The sequence below is a fragment of the Pseudomonas inefficax genome (assembly GCF_900277125.1).
GTDB lineage: Bacteria > Pseudomonadota > Gammaproteobacteria > Pseudomonadales > Pseudomonadaceae > Aquipseudomonas > Aquipseudomonas inefficax.
In genome coordinates, this window is sequence record NZ_OPYN01000232.1 from 52,754 (window position 1) to 71,525 (window position 18,772).

Consider the following 18,772-nt stretch of genomic DNA (forward strand, 5'->3'; position numbering starts at 1 on the left):
ACACAACAATTAATGGTGCTGCCAAGCCGCCGGGGAGTCGTACATGTATCAATGGTTCGCCCAATCATTGGGCAATGTGAGCGTAAATCGCAAACTGGGGCTGGGCTTCGGCCTGGTGCTGCTGCTGACCCTGGCCATCACCCTGGCCGGCTGGCACGGCATGGACAGCATCATCGACCGTGGCGACAAGCTGGGAAACATCTCTGTCATCCAGCAGTACACCCAGGAACTGCGCATCGCCCGCCAGCATTACCAGCGCCAGCCTGACGATGCTTCGGTGGCAGAGCTGGAAAAGGCCCTGGGCAACCTCGACAGCCAAGTGCAGCTTATGCTCGGGCAGATTGAGCAACCCGCTGACCGCCAGCGCCTGGAGCAGCAGCGTGAGGCCTTGCGTGGCTACCAGCAGGCATTCAACGAGCTGAAACAGGCCGGCCAGCGCCGCGAGGCCAGCCGCGCTGTGCTTGGCGACACTGCCGACAAGGCTGCGGAGCTGATTGGCCGGGTGCAACGCGGCCTGCTGCAGGGTGGCGATATAAGCCAATACCAGCACGCGGTGGAAGTCAGCGCCCTGTTGCAGCAGGCACGCTTCCAGGTACGCGGGTACACCTACAGCGGCAACGCCGACTACCAGCAAACGGCCCTCAAGGCGATCGACCAGGCCTTGGCCGAACTGCGCGCGCTACCGGCCAAAGTGCCAGCGGAGCACGCTGCCAGCCTGGAAGACGCCACCACTGCCATGGGGGGCTACCGCGACGCGGTCACCCAATACGGCAATGCACAGGTCGCCAGTGAGCAGGCCCTGCAGAGCATGGTCGAGCACGGCACGGTACTGCTGCAGACCAGCCAGGCCATGACCACCTCGCAAACCACCGTGCGCGATGCCGGTGCGGCCCAGGCCAAGACCGTGCTCGCCGTGGCCACCGTGCTGGCCCTGGCCCTCGGCCTGCTGGCGGCCTGGGTCATCACCCGGCAGATCATCATCCCGTTGCGCCAGACCTTGCGCGCCGCCGAACGCGTCGCCAGTGGCGACCTGTCCCTGGATCTGCAGGCACAACGCCGCGACGAACTGGGCCAGTTGCAAGCCAGCATGCACCGCATGACTCAGGGCCTGCGCGAACTGATCAGCGGCATCGGTGATGGTGTCACGCAGATCGCCAGCGCTGCCGAGGAGCTATCGGCGGTGACCGAGCAGACCAGTGCCGGGGTCAACAACCAGAAGGTCGAGACTGATCAGGTGGCGACCGCCATGAACCAGATGACCGCCACCGTGCATGAGGTGGCGCGCAATGCCGAGCAGGCCTCGGAAGCTGCATTGATGGCCGATCAGCAAGCCCGCGAAGGCGATCGTGTGGTCGGCGAGGCGGTGGCGCAGATCGAGCGCCTGGCCGGCGAAGTGGTCAACTCCAGCGAAGCGATGAACCAGCTCAAGGCCGAAAGCGACAAGATCGGCAGCGTGCTCGACGTGATCAAGTCGGTGGCTCAGCAAACCAACCTGTTGGCCCTCAACGCGGCGATCGAGGCGGCCCGTGCCGGCGAGGCCGGGCGTGGCTTTGCCGTGGTGGCTGATGAGGTGCGCAGCCTGGCGCAACGTACCCAGCAATCGACCGAAGAGATCGAAGAGCTGATTGCCGGCCTGCAGAGCGGCACCCAGCGCGTGGCCAGCGTTATGGATAGCAGCCGCCAGTTGACCGATAGCAGCGTCGAACTGACCCGCCGCGCCGGCAGCTCCCTGGAGACCATCACCCGGACCGTGTCGTCGATCCAGGCCATGAACCAGCAGATTGCCACCGCTGCGGAAGAGCAGACCGCAGTAGCTGAAGAGATCAACCGCAGCGTGATGAACGTGCGGGATATTTCTGACCAGACCTCGGCGGCCAGTGAAGAAACGGCCAGCTCCAGTGTGGAGCTGGCGCGGTTGGGTACCCACCTGCAAGGGTTGGTGGGGCGGTTCAGGCTCTGATCTGAAGAGTGGGCCGCCTTTGCCGGCCTCTTCGCGGGCTTGCCCGCTCCCACAGGTACCGCACAGTTCTCAATGTCTGTGCAGTACCTGTGGGAGCGGGTTTACCCGCGAAGAGGTCGGCGCAGGCGGAACATTCCTACCTATTGAAGTGAAATTTCCTACTTGATTATCAGGTCAAGTCCTACAACTCCGCTGCCGATTGGCAAAGGTGTGATGCCAGCAATGCGCCTGCATCCTCGCCCCCAATCGCACGGAGATTCCTCATGCTCGGCTACCTCAACCGCAAGCTCGGCAACATCAGTGTCGGCGCCAAGCTCGCCCTCGGCTTTGCCGTGGTCCTGCTGCTTACCCTGGCCACCACCGTCAGTGGTTGGCGTGCACTGGATGACGCCATTGTCCGTTCGCAGCAACTCAGCGAAATCGGCCTGATCAACGACCTGACCAAGGACTTGCGCGCAGAGCGCATCACCTACCGCGTCCTCAACGACAACGCCAGCAGAACGCGGATAGCCAACATTCTCGACCAGCTCAACAGCATGCTGACCACCTTGCAACAACGTAGCAGTGTGGATGAATCCCGGCAGATGCTGACCGAAAAGCTGACGTTGCTGCAGCGCTTGCGCGACGATTTCAGCGAGCTGGAGAATACTGTCGCCAAGCGTATCGCCCTGCGCCAGGCCATGCAGGCCCAGGAGCAGAAGCTCAGCGAAGTAATCGATGATCTCCAGACCCAGGCCTTGCTGCGGATGCCTGCCGACAGCCAGCAAAGCGGTGTGCTGGGGCTGATGGACACGCTGAGCCGACATGTCGACGGTGCCAACCAGCAGATTCTGGTTCCGGCCTATACCTTCTCCCCTGTGGAAAGCTTCGCCAAGGTCGGCGACAGCTCCCTGGATGCTGCCGACAGCAGCCTTGCGCAACTGCTCAAAGGCCTTGCGCCACTTGGCTTGCCCCGTTCACTCACCCAGCAGCCCGGGGAGCAGCTGGCCAAGTACCGCGCCAGCCTGGATGACTATCGCCGGGCTGCGGTGCGTGTCGAACAGCTGCAAGACAACATGGAGAACATGGGCAACGAGCTGCGCGCGGTAAGCCTGGAACTGGGCAAACGCAAGATCGAGCAGCGCGACAGGGAAGCCCTTGAGGCCCGCTCGGTGCTGACCACTGTAGCCCTGCTGGCCTTGGTCGTAGGCGTCGTGGCCGGTTGGCTGATCACCCTGCAGATTACCCAGCCTTTGCGCCAGACCCTGGCCGTGGCCGCACGCATTGCCAACGGCGACCTGAGCCAGGTCGAACCGGTGCTTCGCCGCGACGAGATGGGCCAGTTGCAAACCAGCATGCGCGAAATGACCTTGAGCCTGCGCGAGCTGATCGGTGGCATCGACCAGGGCGTCGGCAGCCTGTCACAGGCCGCCACGCAACTGGCGGCCAGCAGCGAAGACACCAAGCTGCGCATCAACCAGCAGCGCGAGGAAACCGACCAGGTGGCCACGGCCATGAACCAGATGAGCGCCACCGTGCAGGAAGTGGCGCAGAACGCTGAACAGGCCTCGCTGGCAGCGACCAACGCCGACCAGCAGGCCCAGGTCGGCGACCAGGTGGTGGCCGAAGCTATCGGCCGTATCGAACAGCTTGCCGGGCAGATGGACCATTGTCTGGCCGCCATGCAGCACCTGGCGGGCGAGAGCCAGCGCATTGGCAGCATCCTCGATGTGATCAAGTCAGTGTCCGAGCAGACCAACCTGCTGGCCCTGAACGCGGCGATCGAAGCGGCACGGGCGGGTGAAGCCGGGCGTGGCTTTGCCGTGGTGGCCGATGAGGTACGCGGTCTGGCCCAGCGCACCTCGACGGCGACCGAAGAAATTGGCCAGCTGATCGACAGCCTGCACAACGGCACCGACGAAGTGACCCGCCTGCTGGACAACAGCAAGAACCTGACCGAGCAAAGCGTGGAGCTTAGCCGCAAGGCCGGGCATGCGTTGAGCCAGATCGCCGACACGGTGTCCAGCATCCAGGGCATGAACCAGCAGATTGCGACCGCCAGCGAAGAACAGAGTGTGGTGGCCGAGCAGATAAACCGCAGTGTGCTGAATGTGCGCGATGTGTCGGATCAGACCAGTGCCGCCAGTGAGCAGACGGCGGCTTCGAGTGGGGAACTGGAGCAGCTGGGGCAGCAGTTGCGGGGGATGGTCGGGCGGTTCAACATCTGAGATTGTTGGGGCTGCTTTGCAGCCCATCGCGACACAAGGCCGCTCCTACAAGAGATTGCATTCCCCTGTAGGAGCGGCCTTGTGTCGCGAAAGGGGCGCAAAGCGCCCCCAGCGGCTACAGCACCTGGCGCAGGAATGCCTGTGCGCGCGGGTCCTTCGGCGAGGCGAAGAACGCGGCCGGCGCCGAATCTTCCAGCAACTTGCCATGATCGAAGAACAGCACGCGGTCCGCCACTTCGCGGGCAAAGCCCATTTCGTGGGTAACGCAGACCATGGTCATGCCTTCCTGAGCCAGGGTCTTCATCACGTCCAGCACCTCGCCGACCATTTCCGGGTCAAGCGCCGAGGTCGGTTCGTCGAACAGCATCACTTTCGGGTCCATGGCCAAGGCACGGGCGATCGCCACCCGCTGCTGCTGGCCACCAGACAGGCGCGATGGGTATTCGTTGGCCTTCTGCGCAATGCCCACCTTCTCCAGCAACGCCCGGGCCTTGGCCTCGCGGTCAGCCTTGTTGCGCTTGCGTACCACCTTTTGCGCCAGGCACAGGTTTTCCAGCACGGTCATGTGCGGGAACAGGTTGAAGTGCTGGAACACCATGCCGACTTCGCGGCGGTAGGCGTTGATATCGGTCTTCGGGTCGGCCAGTTGCAAGCCGTCGATGGCCACATGGCCTTCGTCGAAATGCTCCAGGCCGTTGAGGCAGCGCAGGAAGGTCGACTTGCCCGAGCCCGACGGGCCGAGCACCACCACCACCTCGCCCTTGGCGACCTGGGTGGTGACGTTATCCACGGCCCGTACCACGTGGCCACGGGTGTCGAAGACTTTCAGCAGGTCACGGACTTCAATCACTTTGCGCAAGCCTCCGCTCGAGCCGGCTGGCCAGGTGCGACAGCGGCAGGTTGATCAGCAGGTACAGGCCTGCCACGCAGAACCAGATCTCGAAGGTCGAGAACGATGTGGTAATGGCCTCGCGGCCGCTCTTGGTCAGTTCGGTGATGGCGATCACCGAGACCAGCGAGGTGTCCTTGACCAGGCTGATGAACTGGCCGGCCAAAGGCGGCAGCACACGCTTGAAGGCCTGCGGCAGGATCACGTGGCGCATCGACTGGCCCGCGTTCAGGCCAAGCGAGCGGGCCGCTTCGTTCTGGCCCTTGGCGATGGATTGCACGCCGGCACGAACGATTTCAGCCACATAGGCACCGGTGAACAGCGCCAGTGCAGCCACCCCGGCAAACTCGCGGGACAGGTTGAGCACGGTACCGATGAAGAAGTAGAAGATGAATATCTGCACCAGCAACGGTGTACCGCGCACCAGTTCGACATACACCGTCGACAGGTCATGCAGCGTAGGGTTGCTGGAGAGTCGGCAGAGACCGGCGAACAGGCCGATCAACAGGCCCAGGGCACCGGATACCACCGAAATCCAAAGCGTTGTCCACAGGCCCCAGGCCAGCGGGCCGGCCGCCCAGTGGCGGGTGACGCCAATCTGGTCGCCTTCGGAAACATCATCGCCACGGGACAGCTGCAGGCTGTCCTTGGCCACATCGAGCACCTGCTCGGCACCATTTTCATCTTTCAGCGTGACACGGGCATTGTCGCCAGAGATGACGATCTCCTGCACGGTGCCGTAACCGGCTGCGCGTTGTGCTTCCTCGGCCTTGTAGGCGAAGTACTGCGGTACGCGGTTCCAGCGCCACTCGTAGGAAATCATCGAGGTGGCCATGTACAGGCTGAACGCCAGGCCCACCAGGACCAGGGCAGTCAAACCGTGCCAGGGCCACTGGGCTTTCTTGTGTTTGATCACGTGGGGTACTTCCGTAAATGCGAACGCGCAGGGTTTGCCTGCGCGTCGAGGTCATAAAGCCGGGCTTGTGGCCTGGGCCTTATTCCATTTCCTTCAGCCAGTCCTTGTTCTTGAACCACTTGTCGTGAATACGATCGTAGGTCCCGTCATGCTTGATCTGGTGCAGGAAGTTGTTGATGAAGTTGATGCTGTCGTAGTCGCCTTTCTTCAGGCCAAAGGCCAGCGGCTCGTAGGTGAAGGGTTCTTCGAGGAACAACAGCTTGCCGGCACCGGCCTTGTCCACTGCCACCACGTTGTACGGCGCGTCATAGACGAAGGCGTCAGCCTTGCCGTTGACCACGTCCATCACCGCTTCCTGCTCGTTGTCGTAGCCGTGGTACTTGGCCTTGGCGATCAGCTTCTTGGAAACCATTTCGCCGGTGGTACCGAGCTTGGAGGTGATGCGGTACTTCTCGTTGTTCAGGTCCTTGTACGACTTGATCTCGCCCGCCAGTTCCTTGCGGATCAGCAGGGTCTGGCCAACCACGATGAAGGGTTCGCTGAAGTTCAGGCGCAGGTTGCGTTCCTGGGTGAGGGTCATGCCGCTGCCGATCATGTCGAACTTGTCGGTCAGCAGGGCCGGGATGATGCCGTCATAGGCCGTGGATACCGGCTCGAACTTGACGCCCATGGACTTGGCCATGGCTTTGAGGATATCGACTTCGAAGCCGATGATCTCGCCACGTTTGTTGGTCATCTGGAACGGCATGTAGGTCGGGTCCATGCCCACACGCAGGGTGCCGCGCTTGACCGCGTCATCGATCGCGCCCGCCTGGGCCGCCGTCACGGCGACCAGGGCGGTGACACCGACCAGCAGTCGCGAAAGGTATTTCTTGATCATCACCAAGTCCCCTAGCAAGAAAAGTAGCGAATCTTATTGTTGGCACGGCCGTGGCGGCCGATGCGTCATATCGGGGAGGGATGCTAACGCATGGCGGCTCGGGGACCTAGAGCCGGGGGGGACTTTGTTGGCCAAAATCTAGGCAAGGACCTAAAAGCTTCGCGGGTGAACCCGCTCCCACAAGGTACTGCACAGCCCCTGTGGGAGCGGGTTCACCCGCGAATTGGCCGGTTCAGGCGCCGACGAGTGCCGGTTGGCCTTCATTCTCCGGGTGCAACGGCAACAGCGGCGAATGCGGGTCGTTCTTGATCGATGCGCGCCACACGTTGATCCATTCCGCATTGTGCTCGGCCCAGACCTGCTCGTGCAGGCGGGTCAGCGCCACCGGGTCGCTGAGCAGGGCCAGGCGGGTATTGAGGTCCAGCCCTTGCGGCCCGACCTCCATCGCCTTGGCCACGCGCTCCACGCGCAGTGCCTCGATCGGTGCCGCCTGACCATGACGGGCAGTGGCCATGGCGCAGGCCAGGGCGTTCTGCCGCGGGTCGACCACAGCCCGCACGAAGCCGTCATGCAGGGCATGCCAGCGGTTTTCGTGGGTGTACTGGTCGGTAGCCAGCAGCTCTGGCGGAGTGGCGTATTCCTCGGGGATGAGGAACAGCTTCTCGTCCTTGGCCGCCAGGCCCAGGCGGGTGCGGCTGGAAATCACCGATACCGGGATCGACAGCACCAGCGAACCGACGATCGGCGCCAGCCACCACAGGAAGCTCGGGTTCAGCCAGGCCACCAGCGCCGCCCAGGCAAGGCCCAGCAGGGTCTGCGGGCCATGCCGGCGCACCGCTTCACCCCACGGCGTGGAGTCATCGTCACGCTGCGGCGAGTTCCAGGTCGCGGCCCAGCCGAGGAAGGCGGCCAGTACGAAACGGGTGTGGAAAATCATGCGCACCGGTGCCAGCAGCATGGAGAACAGCATTTCCATCAGCATCGACAGGGTGACCTTGATGCGCCCGCCAAACTCGGTCGCGCCCTTCGCCCAGATGAGGATGACGCTGAGCAGCTTGGGCAGGAACAGCAGCACGATGGTGGTGGAGAACAGCGCCACGGCTTTTTCCGGGTGCCACTGCGGCCACAGTGGGTAGAGCTGGTACGGCTCGATGAAATACTGCGGCTCCATCAGCGTGTTGGTCGCCAGCAGTGCGGTCGACAGCACCAGGAACAGGAACCACAGCGGCGCCGACAGGTACGACATGACCCCGGTGAGGAATACCGCGCGGTGCACCGGGTGCATGCCCTTGACCAGGAACAGGCGGAAGTTCATCAGGTTGCCATGGCACCAGCGGCGGTCGCGCTTGAGCTCGTCGAGCAGGTTCGGCGGCAGTTCTTCATAGCTGCCCGGCAGGTCGTAGGCGATCCACACGCCCCAGCCGGCACGGCGCATCAGCGCGGCTTCGACAAAGTCGTGCGACAGAATGGCACCGGCGAACGCACCCTTGCCCGGCAACGGCGCCAAGGCGCAGTGCTCGATGAACGGCTTCATGCGGATGATCGCGTTGTGGCCCCAGTAGTGCGACTCGCCCAGCTGCCAGAAGTGCAGGCCAGCGGTGAACAGCGGGCCGTACACGCGGGTGGCGAACTGCTGCATGCGCGCATACAAGGTATCCATGCCCGAGGCTTTCGGCCCGGTCTGGATGATGCCGGCGTCCGGGTTGGCCTCCATCAGGCGCACCAGGCTGCTCAGGCATTCGCCGCTCATGACGCTGTCGGCGTCGAGCACGACCATGTACTTGTACTCGCCGCCCCAGCGACGGCAGAAGTCGTCGAGGTTGCCGCTCTTGCGCTTCACCCGGCGCCGGCGGCGGCGGTAGAAGATGCGGCCGAAGCCTTTGGTTTCACGGCATACGTCCAGCCAGGCCTGTTGCTCGGCAACGGCGATGTCGGTGTCGTTGGTGTCGCTGAGCACGAAGAAGTCGAAGCGATCGAGGTTGCCGCTGGCGGCCACCGACTCGAACGTTGCGCGCAGGCCGGCGAACACCCGCGGTACGTCTTCGTTGCAGATAGGCATCACCAGCGCGGTACGCGCCTCGGGCGCGATCGGCTCGTTGCCCGCACTGCTACCCGAAATCTTGTACTTGTCGCGCCCGGTGAGCAGCTCGAGGAAGCCCATCAGTGCGGTCCAGAAGCCCGCCGATACCCAGCAGAACAGGATGCCGAAGAGGATCAGGATGGATGTCTGCAGGGCATACGGCCAAACCTGCACCACGGTGTCCCACAGCGGCTGGTTGACGACTTCGTCCAAGTCCACGAACGACCAGCCCTGGTAAGGCAGGATGCCCTTCATGTACCAGCCGGCAACGATGGTCTGGCCGATCATCAGCGCCAGCAGGATATAACGGCGGATCGAGCCGACCGTACGCCAGCGAGCTGGCGGCAACTCGCGCTTGGGCGGCTGCGGGGCGTTGGTGCGGCCGGTCATGCGCCGCCACATGCGGATAAGCACGTTGGTGCGCCACGGCTCGGGCACGACCTTGGTACGCTTGATCGGCGGGGCGATCTTCAGGCACAGGCGGCCGCTGCCGTCGACGCCGAGCATTTCGGCGTCTTCCAGCTCGGCGGCGCTGCCTACGGTCAGGCGTGGGCCCACCGAGGCCTGCACGGCCTCGGCAGAGCTGGCGGCCGGGTTGGCCGCCAGGCGTTGGTGCAGCTCACTGAATGACGTGCAGCTGGCGAGTTCCGCCCGTTGCTCGTCGCTCAGTGGTAGGTGGGCCAGGTACTCGCGAAGCGATTCCGGCCTTGCGCTTGAGTTACTCATCGGCAGGCAACTGATAGCTCCAGGTCTCGGTCAGCACCTTCTCGGTGGTGGCCGGGGTCCCGTTGGTGGGCGCCGCATCGGCGGCAGGTTGTTCGGCCTTGGCGGCTTTCTCGGCCTTGGCTTGCTTGGCAGCAGCCTTGTCCTGCTTGGCGTCCTTGGCAGGCTTGGCGGCTTCGACCGGCACATCACGCACCAGGGCGGCACGCATTTCGGTCGATTTGTTGGCTTCCTTCACCTTCAAACGCAGGGTCAGGCGCCAGCCCTTGGTCTCAGGGTTATAGCGCAGGTTGTTCTCGACCACCTCGGCGTTGTCGCCCACGCTGATCTGGCTGCGCACGGCGGAGTCTTCCGGCAGGGCGGCCAGTGCCGGGCCAGCGAAGTCGACCAGGAAGGCCACGCTGCCGTCTGGTTGGCGGATCAGGTTGGACTGCTTGACGTCGCCGGTGGAACGCAGGGTCTGCTTGACCCAGCCCAGCTCGGGAGCCTGGAACTTCGGCTCGTCGATGGTCCAGTGCAGGCGATAGGCGTACTCGAATGGCTTGCCTGGCTCAGGCAGCTTTTCCGGGCTCCAGAAGGCCACGATGTTGTCGTTGGTCTCGTCGGCAGTCGGGATTTCGACCAGGTCGACAGTGCCCTTGCCCCAGTCACCCTTCGGCTCGATCCAGGCGCTCGGGCGCTTCTGGTAGTTGTCATCGAGGTCTTCATAATCGCTGAAGGCACGCTGGCGCTGCATCAGGCCGAAACCTCGCGGGTTCTCGACGCTGAAATTGCTCACGGCCAGGTGTTTCGGGTTGTTCAGCGGGCGCCACAGCCACTCGCCGTTGCCGGCATGGATCGACAGGCCTTCGGAATCGTGCAGGGCCGGGCGGTAGTTGAGGACCTTGGACGGCTGGTTGGGGCCGAACAGGTACATGCTGGTCAGTGGGGCGATGCCCAGGCGGCTGACATGGTCACGCAGGAATACGCGGGACTGCACATCGACCACGGTGTCGTTGCCAGGGCGCAGGGTCAGCTTGTACGCGCCGGTGGAGCGCGGCGAGTCCAGCAGGGCGTAGATGACCAGATGCTTGTCGGCCGGCTTGGGCTTCTCGACCCAGAACTCGGTGAAGCGCGGGAATTCCTCGCCCGACGGCAGTGCGGTATCGATGGCCAGGCCACGGGCAGACAGGCCATATACATGGCCCTTGCCGACCACGCGGAAGTAGCTGGCGCCAAGCAGGGTCATGATCTCGTCCTGCTTGTCGGCCTTGTTGATCGGGTAAAGCACGCGGAAACCGGCGTAACCCAGGTTCTTGGTGGTTTCCGGGTCGTGCGGCACGTCACCGAACTCGAAACGGTTCGGGTCGTACTTGATTTCCTCGACCTTGGTGGCGGTGACCTGGTTGATCTTCACCGGCGTGTCGAAGTGCATGCCCTGGTGATAGAACGACAGCTTGAACGGGGTCTTGTCCTTGGCCCACTCGGCCTTTTCCTGCAGGAAGTGAATCTTCTGGTAGTCCGCGAACTTCATGTCGCGGAATACGGCCGGCAGGTTGCTTTTCGGTGCTTCGTACTTCTGGCCGGCCAGATCCTTTGCCTTGGCTGCAACATCGTCAAGATTGAATGCCCACAGCTGGCCCGCGCTCATCAGGCCGACCAGTGCCACACTGGCCATCAGGGCCTTGCGCAGCCCGGTACCGGGGATTCTTGATGCTTTTTGGGGACTAACAATCACGAGCAACCCTCGCCGAAAACAGATCATGAAACCAACGGCCAGCGACAAATGCCGGGTTGGCGAGCACTGTTCGGACCCCGTGAGGGCGTAATGATTCCCCAAACGGATCCAGACAATGCTCGAGTCAGAGTGAAACGAACCTGCGAACGCAGGTCCATGCAGCGCGCGATTATCCAGCAGGTCGCGTGACAACGCATCAGGCTGGAACAACTATTTATCGTACAAAACCCCTTGTTTTCCTGTGAACAAGGGGTTTTTTGCACTCACATTTGTAACATAAATGTTACGGGGCCATCATTGACCAGGTGCACCTGCATGTCTGCGCCGAATTGCCCGCTTGCCACATCGGCGTGTCGAGCCTTCGCCTGATGCAAAAGATAGTCGAACAACTCGGCACCGAGGGCCGGTGGCGCTGCCGTCGAGAAGCTGGGACGCATGCCGTTGCGGGTGTCCGCCGCCAGGGTGAACTGCGACACCAGCAACAGACCACCCCCGACATCCTTGAGCGACAGGTTCATCTTGCCCTGCTCGTCGCTGAACACCCGGTAGTTCAACAGCTTGTGCAACAGCTTGTCGGCCTGCTCGCGGGTATCTTCAGGCTCGACTGCCACCAGCACCAGCAAACCCTGATCTATTGCACCCACAACCTCCCCCGCTACCTCCACCCGCGCGCCACGCACGCGCTGCAGCAGGCCCCTCATGCTTCTTCCAGGGGCAGGTCCAGCAGGCGCCGGGCCATCTGGTCGGCGGCGCGCACCAGGGCATCGGTGATGCCCGGCTCGGAAGCCGCGTGGCCAGCGTCACGGATCACCTTCAGTTCGCTGTTCGGCCACGCCTGGTGCAGCGCCCAGGCGTTGTCCAGTGGGCAGATCACATCATAGCGGCCATGCACGATCACGGCTGGCAGGTGGGCGATCTTTGGCAGATCGCGGATCAGCTGGTCAGGTTCGAGGAACGCGTTGTTCATGAAGTAGTGGCATTCGATACGGGCGATCGAAAGTGCGCGCTGCGGCTCGGAGAAGCGGTCGACCACCAGGGGGTTGGGGCGCAGGGTGGCGGTACGGCCTTCCCAGGTGGACCAAGCCTTGGCCGCGTGCATCTGGGCGATCTGGTCGTTGCCGGTCAGGCGCTTGTGGAAAGCCGTGACCAGGTCACCACGCTCTTCCGGCGGGATCGGCGCGATGTAGTCCTGCCAGTAATCAGGGAACAGGCGGCTGGCGCCTTCCTGGTAGAACCACTGGATTTCCTGGGGCCTGCACAGGAAGATGCCGCGCAGGATCAGGCCATTCACCCGCTCGGGGTGGGTCTGGGCGTAGGCCAGGGCCAGGGTGGAGCCCCACGAGCCGCCGAACAGCACCCATTTGTCGATGCCCAGGTGCTCGCGGATACGCTCAAGGTCCTCGACCAGGTGCCAGGTGGTGTTGTTCTCCAGGCTCGCGTGCGGCGTGGAGCGGCCACAGCCGCGCTGGTCGAAGGTGATGATGCGATACAGGGTTGGGTCGAAGTAGCAGCGGCTCTGGGCATCGCAACCGGCGCCCGGGCCGCCGTGGATGAATACCACCGGCAGACCTTCTGGCGAGCCGCTTTCGTCGACATACAGCACATGCGGCGCTTCCACGGCCAGATCGTGCCGGGCGTAGGGTTTGATCTGCGGGTACAGGGTCTGCATTGCGCACTCCGTGTGAGGATTATTCGGCCGTGGGCCATCATAAACCTGAATTGCGCTTTGAGCACTGCCCGCGCTGATGCCGCCGCTCCTGAGGGCACATATATCTACCCCCCACAACCTGGACAGGCCAGTGATAGTCCCTTGCCCCATACCAAGCAAGGGCCTCGCCATGCCAACTGCAGTCACTGCCGTGCCTAATGTTCACTACTCCATCATCGAGCGCAAAATCCCCACCTGGCTCAAGCAGGCTCCGCCAGAAACCCACCGCGCGATGCGCAACTGGCTTCAACCCCCTGCCTGGCTGGCGACGGCACTCCAGCAACAACCGGAAGTCGCCAAGGCATGGCAGGAAGAGCATGCACGTCATCGCGAACACCAGGCACAGGTGCACAAGCTGTTCGAGCAGCTGCCAACCCTGGAAACCTACGCCACCAAAGCACTCTCCGAAGCCATCAAGCAGCGATTCGGCCTTGACCTGGATGTGCGTGACACCTACCTCGTCGATGCCCGCCTGATCGACACGACCAATGCCATCGACAGCCGCCAGGCCGTAGACCGGGCTACACGCTCGCTGCTGCATTGCGCCTTGCACAATTTCGACCAGGCCGCCACCGCTGAACATGGCATGGATGCGCCTGCCAACCTGCTCGAGAAGTCGGTCATCGTCGATCACCGGCGCTTCATGGGCACAGTGCCGATCACCAATGCACTGGACATCGCCGCCGAAGACTTTGCCGACTTGTGTCGCACGCTGGATATCGGCGGCAAGTACCATGAGCTGGTACATGCCATCTACTATCCGGCGGCCACGCCGCCACTCAGCGCCGACGAAACTGCACTTGCCGTTTATGAAACGCTGGGGCGTGCCGAGGTCTCGGCATTCCGGCAATCCCTGCATTTCGCCCGCCTCAAGGGCGATATCAGCGAAACGCTATATTCCGCCGCTCTTGCCACGCCACTAGACCAGGCGCCATCGTCCTCCTCCGCGGTGACGTTCAGCTTGCTCGACTTGTGGGAAGCTGAACTGACCGGCGTTGTGCTCCTCACCCTGCACACCGAAGGGCATCAGGCCGTGGCGCTGTATATCCCTGAAGACAGCACGACGCCCCTCAAGGAATTCACTAGCCAGAAGGCCTTGCACGACGAACTGCGCGACAGGCTCCAGGCCGATATCGGCTACCTGGACAGGCACCTTGCCGACCGCGACAAGGCACCGATAATCACCCGCCTCAAAGACCGGCTCACCCCCCTCGCCTGGAGTGTCCGCGGCCTGCAGGAACGTGTTCCGGACCCGCACGCCACCCTGTACCCGGTGAAAAGACCTTTCAGCCACGCATTTCAGGGCGTGATGGCCTTCCAGAAGGCCCAGCGTCATGAGAAGGATGTGCTGTACCACGCCACTCCGACCGAAATCGTCGACCGGCGCACCGCACAAGCCCACCGGGAACTGATTGCCGGCCGCGTACTGACAGGCTTGAACATCGCCGGCTTCTTCGTGCCAGGGCTGGGCGAGGCGATGCTTGCCGTGTGCCTGGCCCAGCTGGCCCATGAGGTATATGAAGGTATCGAAGCCTGGGAAAACGACGAGCGTGATACCGCCTATGGCTACATGGTCGATGTGATCGAGAACGTGGCGATCATGGCCGCCCTCGGCGCGGCAGCCAAAGCACTGAGCGGTGCACGAGGCAGCGAAGCCGGCACGGAGCTGGGAGGGCCGGAGATCGAAGAGCCAGCAGACAAGGTACCAGAGCTAGAACGTATTCCTGTGGAAACGCCTTCCTTCATCGAAGAACTGGAAGACGTGGAAACACCCGATGGCCAGACGCGCCTGTGGAAACCTGACCTCGCGCCCTACCAGAGCCCCGAGGTGCTGCCCGACGACCTGGTACCGGACGAACTGGGTCTACGGCATCACCAAGGGAAACGCTGGCTGGTATTGCAGGGCAATCAGTACCTCGTCACGCAAGCGCCAACGACCGGTGAGTATCGCCTGCAACACCCGGCAAATCCTCGTCGGTACCAACCGCCAGTGCGGCACAACGGTGCCGGGGCATGGTTGCACGTGACGGACAGGCCATTGAGTTGGTCGGGCACGGCACTGCTGCACCGCATCGGCCACTTGAGCGCACACTTCGACGGGCCGACGCTGCAACGGATTGTCGCCGTCAGCGGCATACGTGAAGACGAGCTGCGCCGTGCCCTGGCTGACAGCCAGCGGCTGCCGGCCTTGCTGGAGGACACCCTGCAACGCTTCAAGCTGGACGAAACGATCCGCCAACTGCCCGATGCCACCACACACCCGGCTGAGTTTTCCAATGCCTACGCCAGCCTTCCGCTCAGCCTGGCGCCGGGCGCCGAGGCCATAAAGCGGGTGTACCCGAAACTGCCGAAAGCAGTCGCCAACGAGTTGGCGCGCGGCGCCAGTGCCGACGAGCTGCAAATGCTCGACAACGGCAAGGTACCACTGCGCCTTGGCGAGGAGGCCCGCATCTACCAGCAACAAATCCGCCTTGCCCGCGCCTGTGAAGGGCTGTACCTGTCCAGCGTGCCAAACTGGGATAGCGACCGGTTGATCATGCATACGCTCGAACGCCTGCCAGGCTGGCCCGCAGAGACCAGGCTCCGGCTGCTCCAGCGCATGTCCTGGCCGCCTCAGGACCATGCCATAGGCCCACTGGACGACCACCCGTACAAGACCATCACGCATGCCCAGGCAGGGTATATCGTTCACGATGAAAACCTGTCGAGCGCGGTGGTCACAACACACCCAAGCCTTTACGCCGCCTTGTACGAGGCACTGCCAGCGGCCATGGCCCAAATTGATGTCGCCAACCACCAAGCGCTGCAGCACCTTGTACAGGAAAGCCCCCTGCTGCCCCGCCCAGCCCTGAGGGTACTGCTGGGCATGCAGCCCGTACGCCCAGGCTATCGCTCCCCCATGCGTCTGGCCGATGGCCGCCTGGGCTACCCGCTCAGTGGCGGCGGCCCGGCCACGCAAGGCGTCACCCGCCAGCGCCTGCTTGAAGCGGTCGAAGCCACAGGCCTCGCTGCACGTACCGGCCGCACCCCGGACCAGGTTCTGCTGGCACTTGCCGGTCACGGCCGTACACAACTGCAGATACTCGAACATTTGCAGACACTGCTGGAGCAGCGCATCGAGCTGCAAAGCAGGCTGGACGACTGGAGCGAAGCCATTTCGCCGGCAACCGACCAGGCAGCACAGGATTACGACAGCCTGCGTGACTCGATCATGCAACATTGGTACGACGCCGCACTGGACGAAAGCGCCGGGCCTGGCACGGAGCTTCGTATCGCCCGTGTGCCCCTGGCCGACATCCCCCTGACCTTGCCTGATTTCTTCAACAACCGGGTGCGCAGCCTGAGCCTGATCGACCTGCCTTCAGGAACTCTGGCAGGCTGGGCGCAAAACGAGCGCCTTCTGCAACGCCTGCTCCGGCAGATGCCGCAGATCGAATCGCTGGAAATCAGCCGGCCATTCGACCCCAGGGCAACACCCTCGTCCTTCCTGTTCTGCATTCCCACCATTACCGAACACTTGCCAGGGTTGCAACGGCTGGTGATCACCAACCAGAACATCGCGCTTTCCGAAAGTGACCTGAACCTGCTGGCAGGGCTTCGCCAGTTGAGATACCTGGACTTGAGTGGCAACCGACTGGCACAGGGCAACAGGCCAAGTTTCCATGAACTGACCTTGGACTACCTGGGCCTGGACCAGATGCAGCTGGCCCAGTGGCCAAGCGGGATTGGCAGCGACGCCTTGGCGCGTATTGCCCACCTGTCGTTGCGCCATAACAACCTCAGGTCGTTGCCCTCGTTCCTGCTTCATGAAACAGACACGCTGACAACCCCACCGGTGATCTCCCTGGAAGGCAACAGCATCAATGAATCCCACTTGCAGCGCTTGTGGCTGAATGAGCGTTTCGACACGTCGGGTATCACCACGGACCAGCCCGCAGCACTTTCCGAACAGCTCGCACGAATTCGCGATGAACGACAACAGATGCGTGAAGCGATCGATGGCTGGGCCCAGGCGTCCAGCTCAAGCAACCCATTGACCCAGGCCGCCCTGGCAGACAGGCAGCGCATCGCGTCGGCGATCAGCCAATTCTGGGAACAACAGGAGCAGGGCCAGTCATACCTTCGCTTGCAACTCGATGAGGTGGCCATCGAGCATTTCCCCAGGCGGCTTCCACCGTTCTTCGGTGCGCGCGTGAGTACACTCAGCCTGACGCGATTACAGGGCAGCGCCTCGCAGCTCGATGAACTGCTCAGGCGGTTCCCTAACATCACCCGATTGACCATCGATGAGCACCAGGCCGCCACCCCCGCGCTGGCATCGGCCCTGGCTCGCGTTCCCCAACTCACCTACCTGGAGTTTCGCAACATGGGGCTGGAAGTCGACCAGGCCATGCTGGACATCTTCGCAGGGCTGCAACACCTGACCTCGCTGGACCTGTCGGGCAACCGTGTGGGCAGCATCGACCGGGTACCCGCATCGCTGTCCGGCAGCCTGCAGTCACTCGCATTGACCAACATGAACCTGCAAACCTGGCCTAGTTGGTGTGACAGCTTGCTGCCGCTGGAGCTGCTGGACCTGAGCTCCAACAACATTACCCAGTTGCCCGAGCACATTCTCTCGAACCTGAACAATCCCATGCCGATCACGTCGATTGCCCTGTTCGACAACCCGCTGCCTCTTGAAACCATCCTGCGGGTGCGCGCGTTCTCGGACAGCAGCCAGCACAGCTATTCGTTTGCATTGGATATTCCGGACAACCTGATGCTCGCCGACTCTTCGAGCGAAGGGTCACTAGACCACCCTCACTTCCCCCTGCTGGGCGACGATACGCCCAGACTGGAGGACTGGATGCTGGGCAGCGAGGCGCAGAACGAGGCATTGCAGGACTGCTGGGAACGGCTTGAAGGCAGTGACCTGTTGCGTCTGGCGGGCCGTTTGCACAATGCCGCCCCATACGTTGACCCGAATACGCGAAACACTTTCTGCGAACGGGTACGCATGATGCTGGTGGTGGCTGCAAGCAACGAATCCGAACGACCGATCATGGAAAGCATTGCCGCCGCAGCATTGCCAGACCCGGACACCGGCTCGCAGACCTGTCATGACGGCGCGCTTCAGGAGTTCAACAACATTGAACTGTATCTGATGGGCCAGCGCCTGTTGATCGACGCCGGCGATACCCTGCAAGCCTTGCGACATCGCCTGTTGCAGCTTTTCCGGATCGAACAGCTGGAGCTGCTGGCCACCCAACGGACTGGCTCGGGTGACCGGGTCTCGGTACGCCTGGCCTACCGCCGGGAACTGGCCAGGGAATTGGACCTGCCGATCGCCGACAGCATGCGTTTTCGAGGTGCTGCGAACCTGGCGCGCGATGAGCTATCCAGCGTGCTGGAAAAGGTCCGCAAAAGTGAACTGAGCGATGCACTGGTCGACTACATGCTGGCGAATACGGACTGGACCACGCGCCTGCGCGCCGAGTGTGCCGACCGCTTCGCCGAAATAGACGCACGTTTCCGCCTGCGGGTGCTCGAGTTGGCCAGCAAGGACCACTCGCTTGAGGAGGAGTTGAACTTGCAGCAAGGCCTGCAAGATGACAAGGATCAGGAAGAGAAGGAGCTACTGCGCGAGCTTACCATCAAGCAGATCAACAACAACTGACCCATAGTGACTGGCGACGCGCATGACCTGCAT

General features: G+C 62.7%; 10 protein-coding genes and 2 pseudogenes. 5 read left to right on the plus strand and 7 right to left on the minus strand.

What is annotated here, in order from left to right; genetic code table 11:
• Positions 1-160 precede the first annotated feature (160 nt).
• The 4 genes and pseudogenes from JV551A3_RS31500 to JV551A3_RS31515 form a co-directional block, all read left to right on the plus strand.
• Positions 161-1,105: pseudogene (locus tag JV551A3_RS31500) on the plus strand (methyl-accepting chemotaxis protein); the annotation flags it as partial.
• A 141-nt stretch (positions 1,106-1,246) separates the two neighbouring features.
• Complete coding sequence (locus JV551A3_RS31505) at positions 1,247-1,960, plus strand: methyl-accepting chemotaxis protein (RefSeq protein ID WP_404940928.1); 714 nt, start codon at positions 1,247-1,249, stop codon at positions 1,958-1,960.
• A gap of 263 nt (positions 1,961-2,223) precedes the next feature.
• Positions 2,224-3,264 (plus strand): annotated as a pseudogene (locus JV551A3_RS31510) (methyl-accepting chemotaxis protein); the annotation flags it as partial.
• Between the two features lie 198 nt (positions 3,265-3,462).
• The gene (locus JV551A3_RS31515) at positions 3,463-4,167 is read left to right on the plus strand and encodes a methyl-accepting chemotaxis protein (protein ID WP_372239061.1); all 705 of its coding nucleotides are present in this window, start codon (positions 3,463-3,465) and stop codon (positions 4,165-4,167) included.
• A gap of 115 nt (positions 4,168-4,282) precedes the next feature.
• Here the strand turns inward: JV551A3_RS31515 and JV551A3_RS29100 are convergent, their stop codons facing one another.
• The 7 genes from JV551A3_RS29100 to pip all read right to left on the minus strand — a co-directional run bounded on the left by JV551A3_RS29100 (position 4,283) and on the right by pip (position 13,041).
• Complete coding sequence (locus JV551A3_RS29100; protein ID WP_013974550.1) at positions 4,283-5,017, minus strand: amino acid ABC transporter ATP-binding protein; 735 nt, start codon at positions 5,015-5,017, stop codon at positions 4,283-4,285.
• Positions 5,010-5,972 carry an amino acid ABC transporter permease gene (locus JV551A3_RS29105; RefSeq protein ID WP_112249560.1) on the minus strand — a complete coding sequence of 321 codons (963 nt, stop codon included), beginning with the start codon at positions 5,970-5,972 and terminating at the stop codon, positions 5,010-5,012. Before JV551A3_RS29105 ends, JV551A3_RS29100 begins: the two co-directional genes overlap by 8 nt.
• A gap of 79 nt (positions 5,973-6,051) precedes the next feature.
• On the minus strand, positions 6,052-6,849 hold the full coding sequence (locus JV551A3_RS29110) for a transporter substrate-binding domain-containing protein (protein ID WP_024087841.1): 798 nt from the start codon (positions 6,847-6,849) through the stop codon (positions 6,052-6,054).
• A gap of 235 nt (positions 6,850-7,084) precedes the next feature.
• Positions 7,085-9,658: a glucans biosynthesis glucosyltransferase MdoH gene (mdoH, locus tag JV551A3_RS29115; RefSeq protein ID WP_133975940.1), complete on the minus strand. Its 2,574-nt coding sequence runs from the start codon at positions 9,656-9,658 to the stop codon at positions 7,085-7,087.
• Positions 9,651-11,372 carry a glucan biosynthesis protein G gene (locus JV551A3_RS29120; RefSeq protein WP_205125975.1) on the minus strand — a complete coding sequence of 574 codons (1,722 nt, stop codon included), beginning with the start codon at positions 11,370-11,372 and terminating at the stop codon, positions 9,651-9,653. Before JV551A3_RS29120 ends, mdoH begins: the two co-directional genes overlap by 8 nt.
• A 263-nt stretch (positions 11,373-11,635) precedes the next feature.
• Positions 11,636-12,073: a D-aminoacyl-tRNA deacylase gene (dtd, locus tag JV551A3_RS29125; RefSeq protein WP_133975942.1), complete on the minus strand. Its 438-nt coding sequence runs from the start codon at positions 12,071-12,073 to the stop codon at positions 11,636-11,638.
• On the minus strand, positions 12,070-13,041 hold the full coding sequence (gene pip / locus JV551A3_RS29130) for a prolyl aminopeptidase (protein WP_133975944.1): 972 nt from the start codon (positions 13,039-13,041) through the stop codon (positions 12,070-12,072). Before pip ends, dtd begins: the two co-directional genes overlap by 4 nt.
• A 169-nt stretch (positions 13,042-13,210) precedes the next feature.
• On the opposite strand from pip, the gene JV551A3_RS29135 reads away from it, so the two are divergent.
• Positions 13,211-18,739 (plus strand): dermonecrotic toxin domain-containing protein, encoded by a 5,529-nt coding sequence (locus tag JV551A3_RS29135; RefSeq protein WP_235874652.1) that lies wholly within the window; start codon positions 13,211-13,213, stop codon positions 18,737-18,739.
• The last annotated feature ends 33 nt before the right edge of the window (positions 18,740-18,772 follow it).

Excerpts from the sequence above, each read along its gene's own strand:
- JV551A3_RS31515 (WP_372239061.1), top strand. The coding sequence starts at position 3,463 with ATGAGCGCCACCGTGCAGGAAGTGGCGCAGAACGCTGAACAGGCCTCG.
- pip (WP_133975944.1), bottom strand. The coding sequence starts at position 13,041 with ATGCAGACCCTGTACCCGCAGATCAAACCCTACGCCCGGCACGATCTG.
- mdoH (WP_133975940.1), bottom strand. The coding sequence starts at position 9,658 with ATGAGTAACTCAAGCGCAAGGCCGGAATCGCTTCGCGAGTACCTGGCC.
- dtd (WP_133975942.1), bottom strand. The coding sequence starts at position 12,073 with ATGAGGGGCCTGCTGCAGCGCGTGCGTGGCGCGCGGGTGGAGGTAGCG.
- JV551A3_RS31505 (WP_404940928.1), top strand. The coding sequence starts at position 1,247 with ATGAACCAGATGACCGCCACCGTGCATGAGGTGGCGCGCAATGCCGAG.
- JV551A3_RS29135 (WP_235874652.1), top strand. The coding sequence starts at position 13,211 with ATGCCAACTGCAGTCACTGCCGTGCCTAATGTTCACTACTCCATCATC.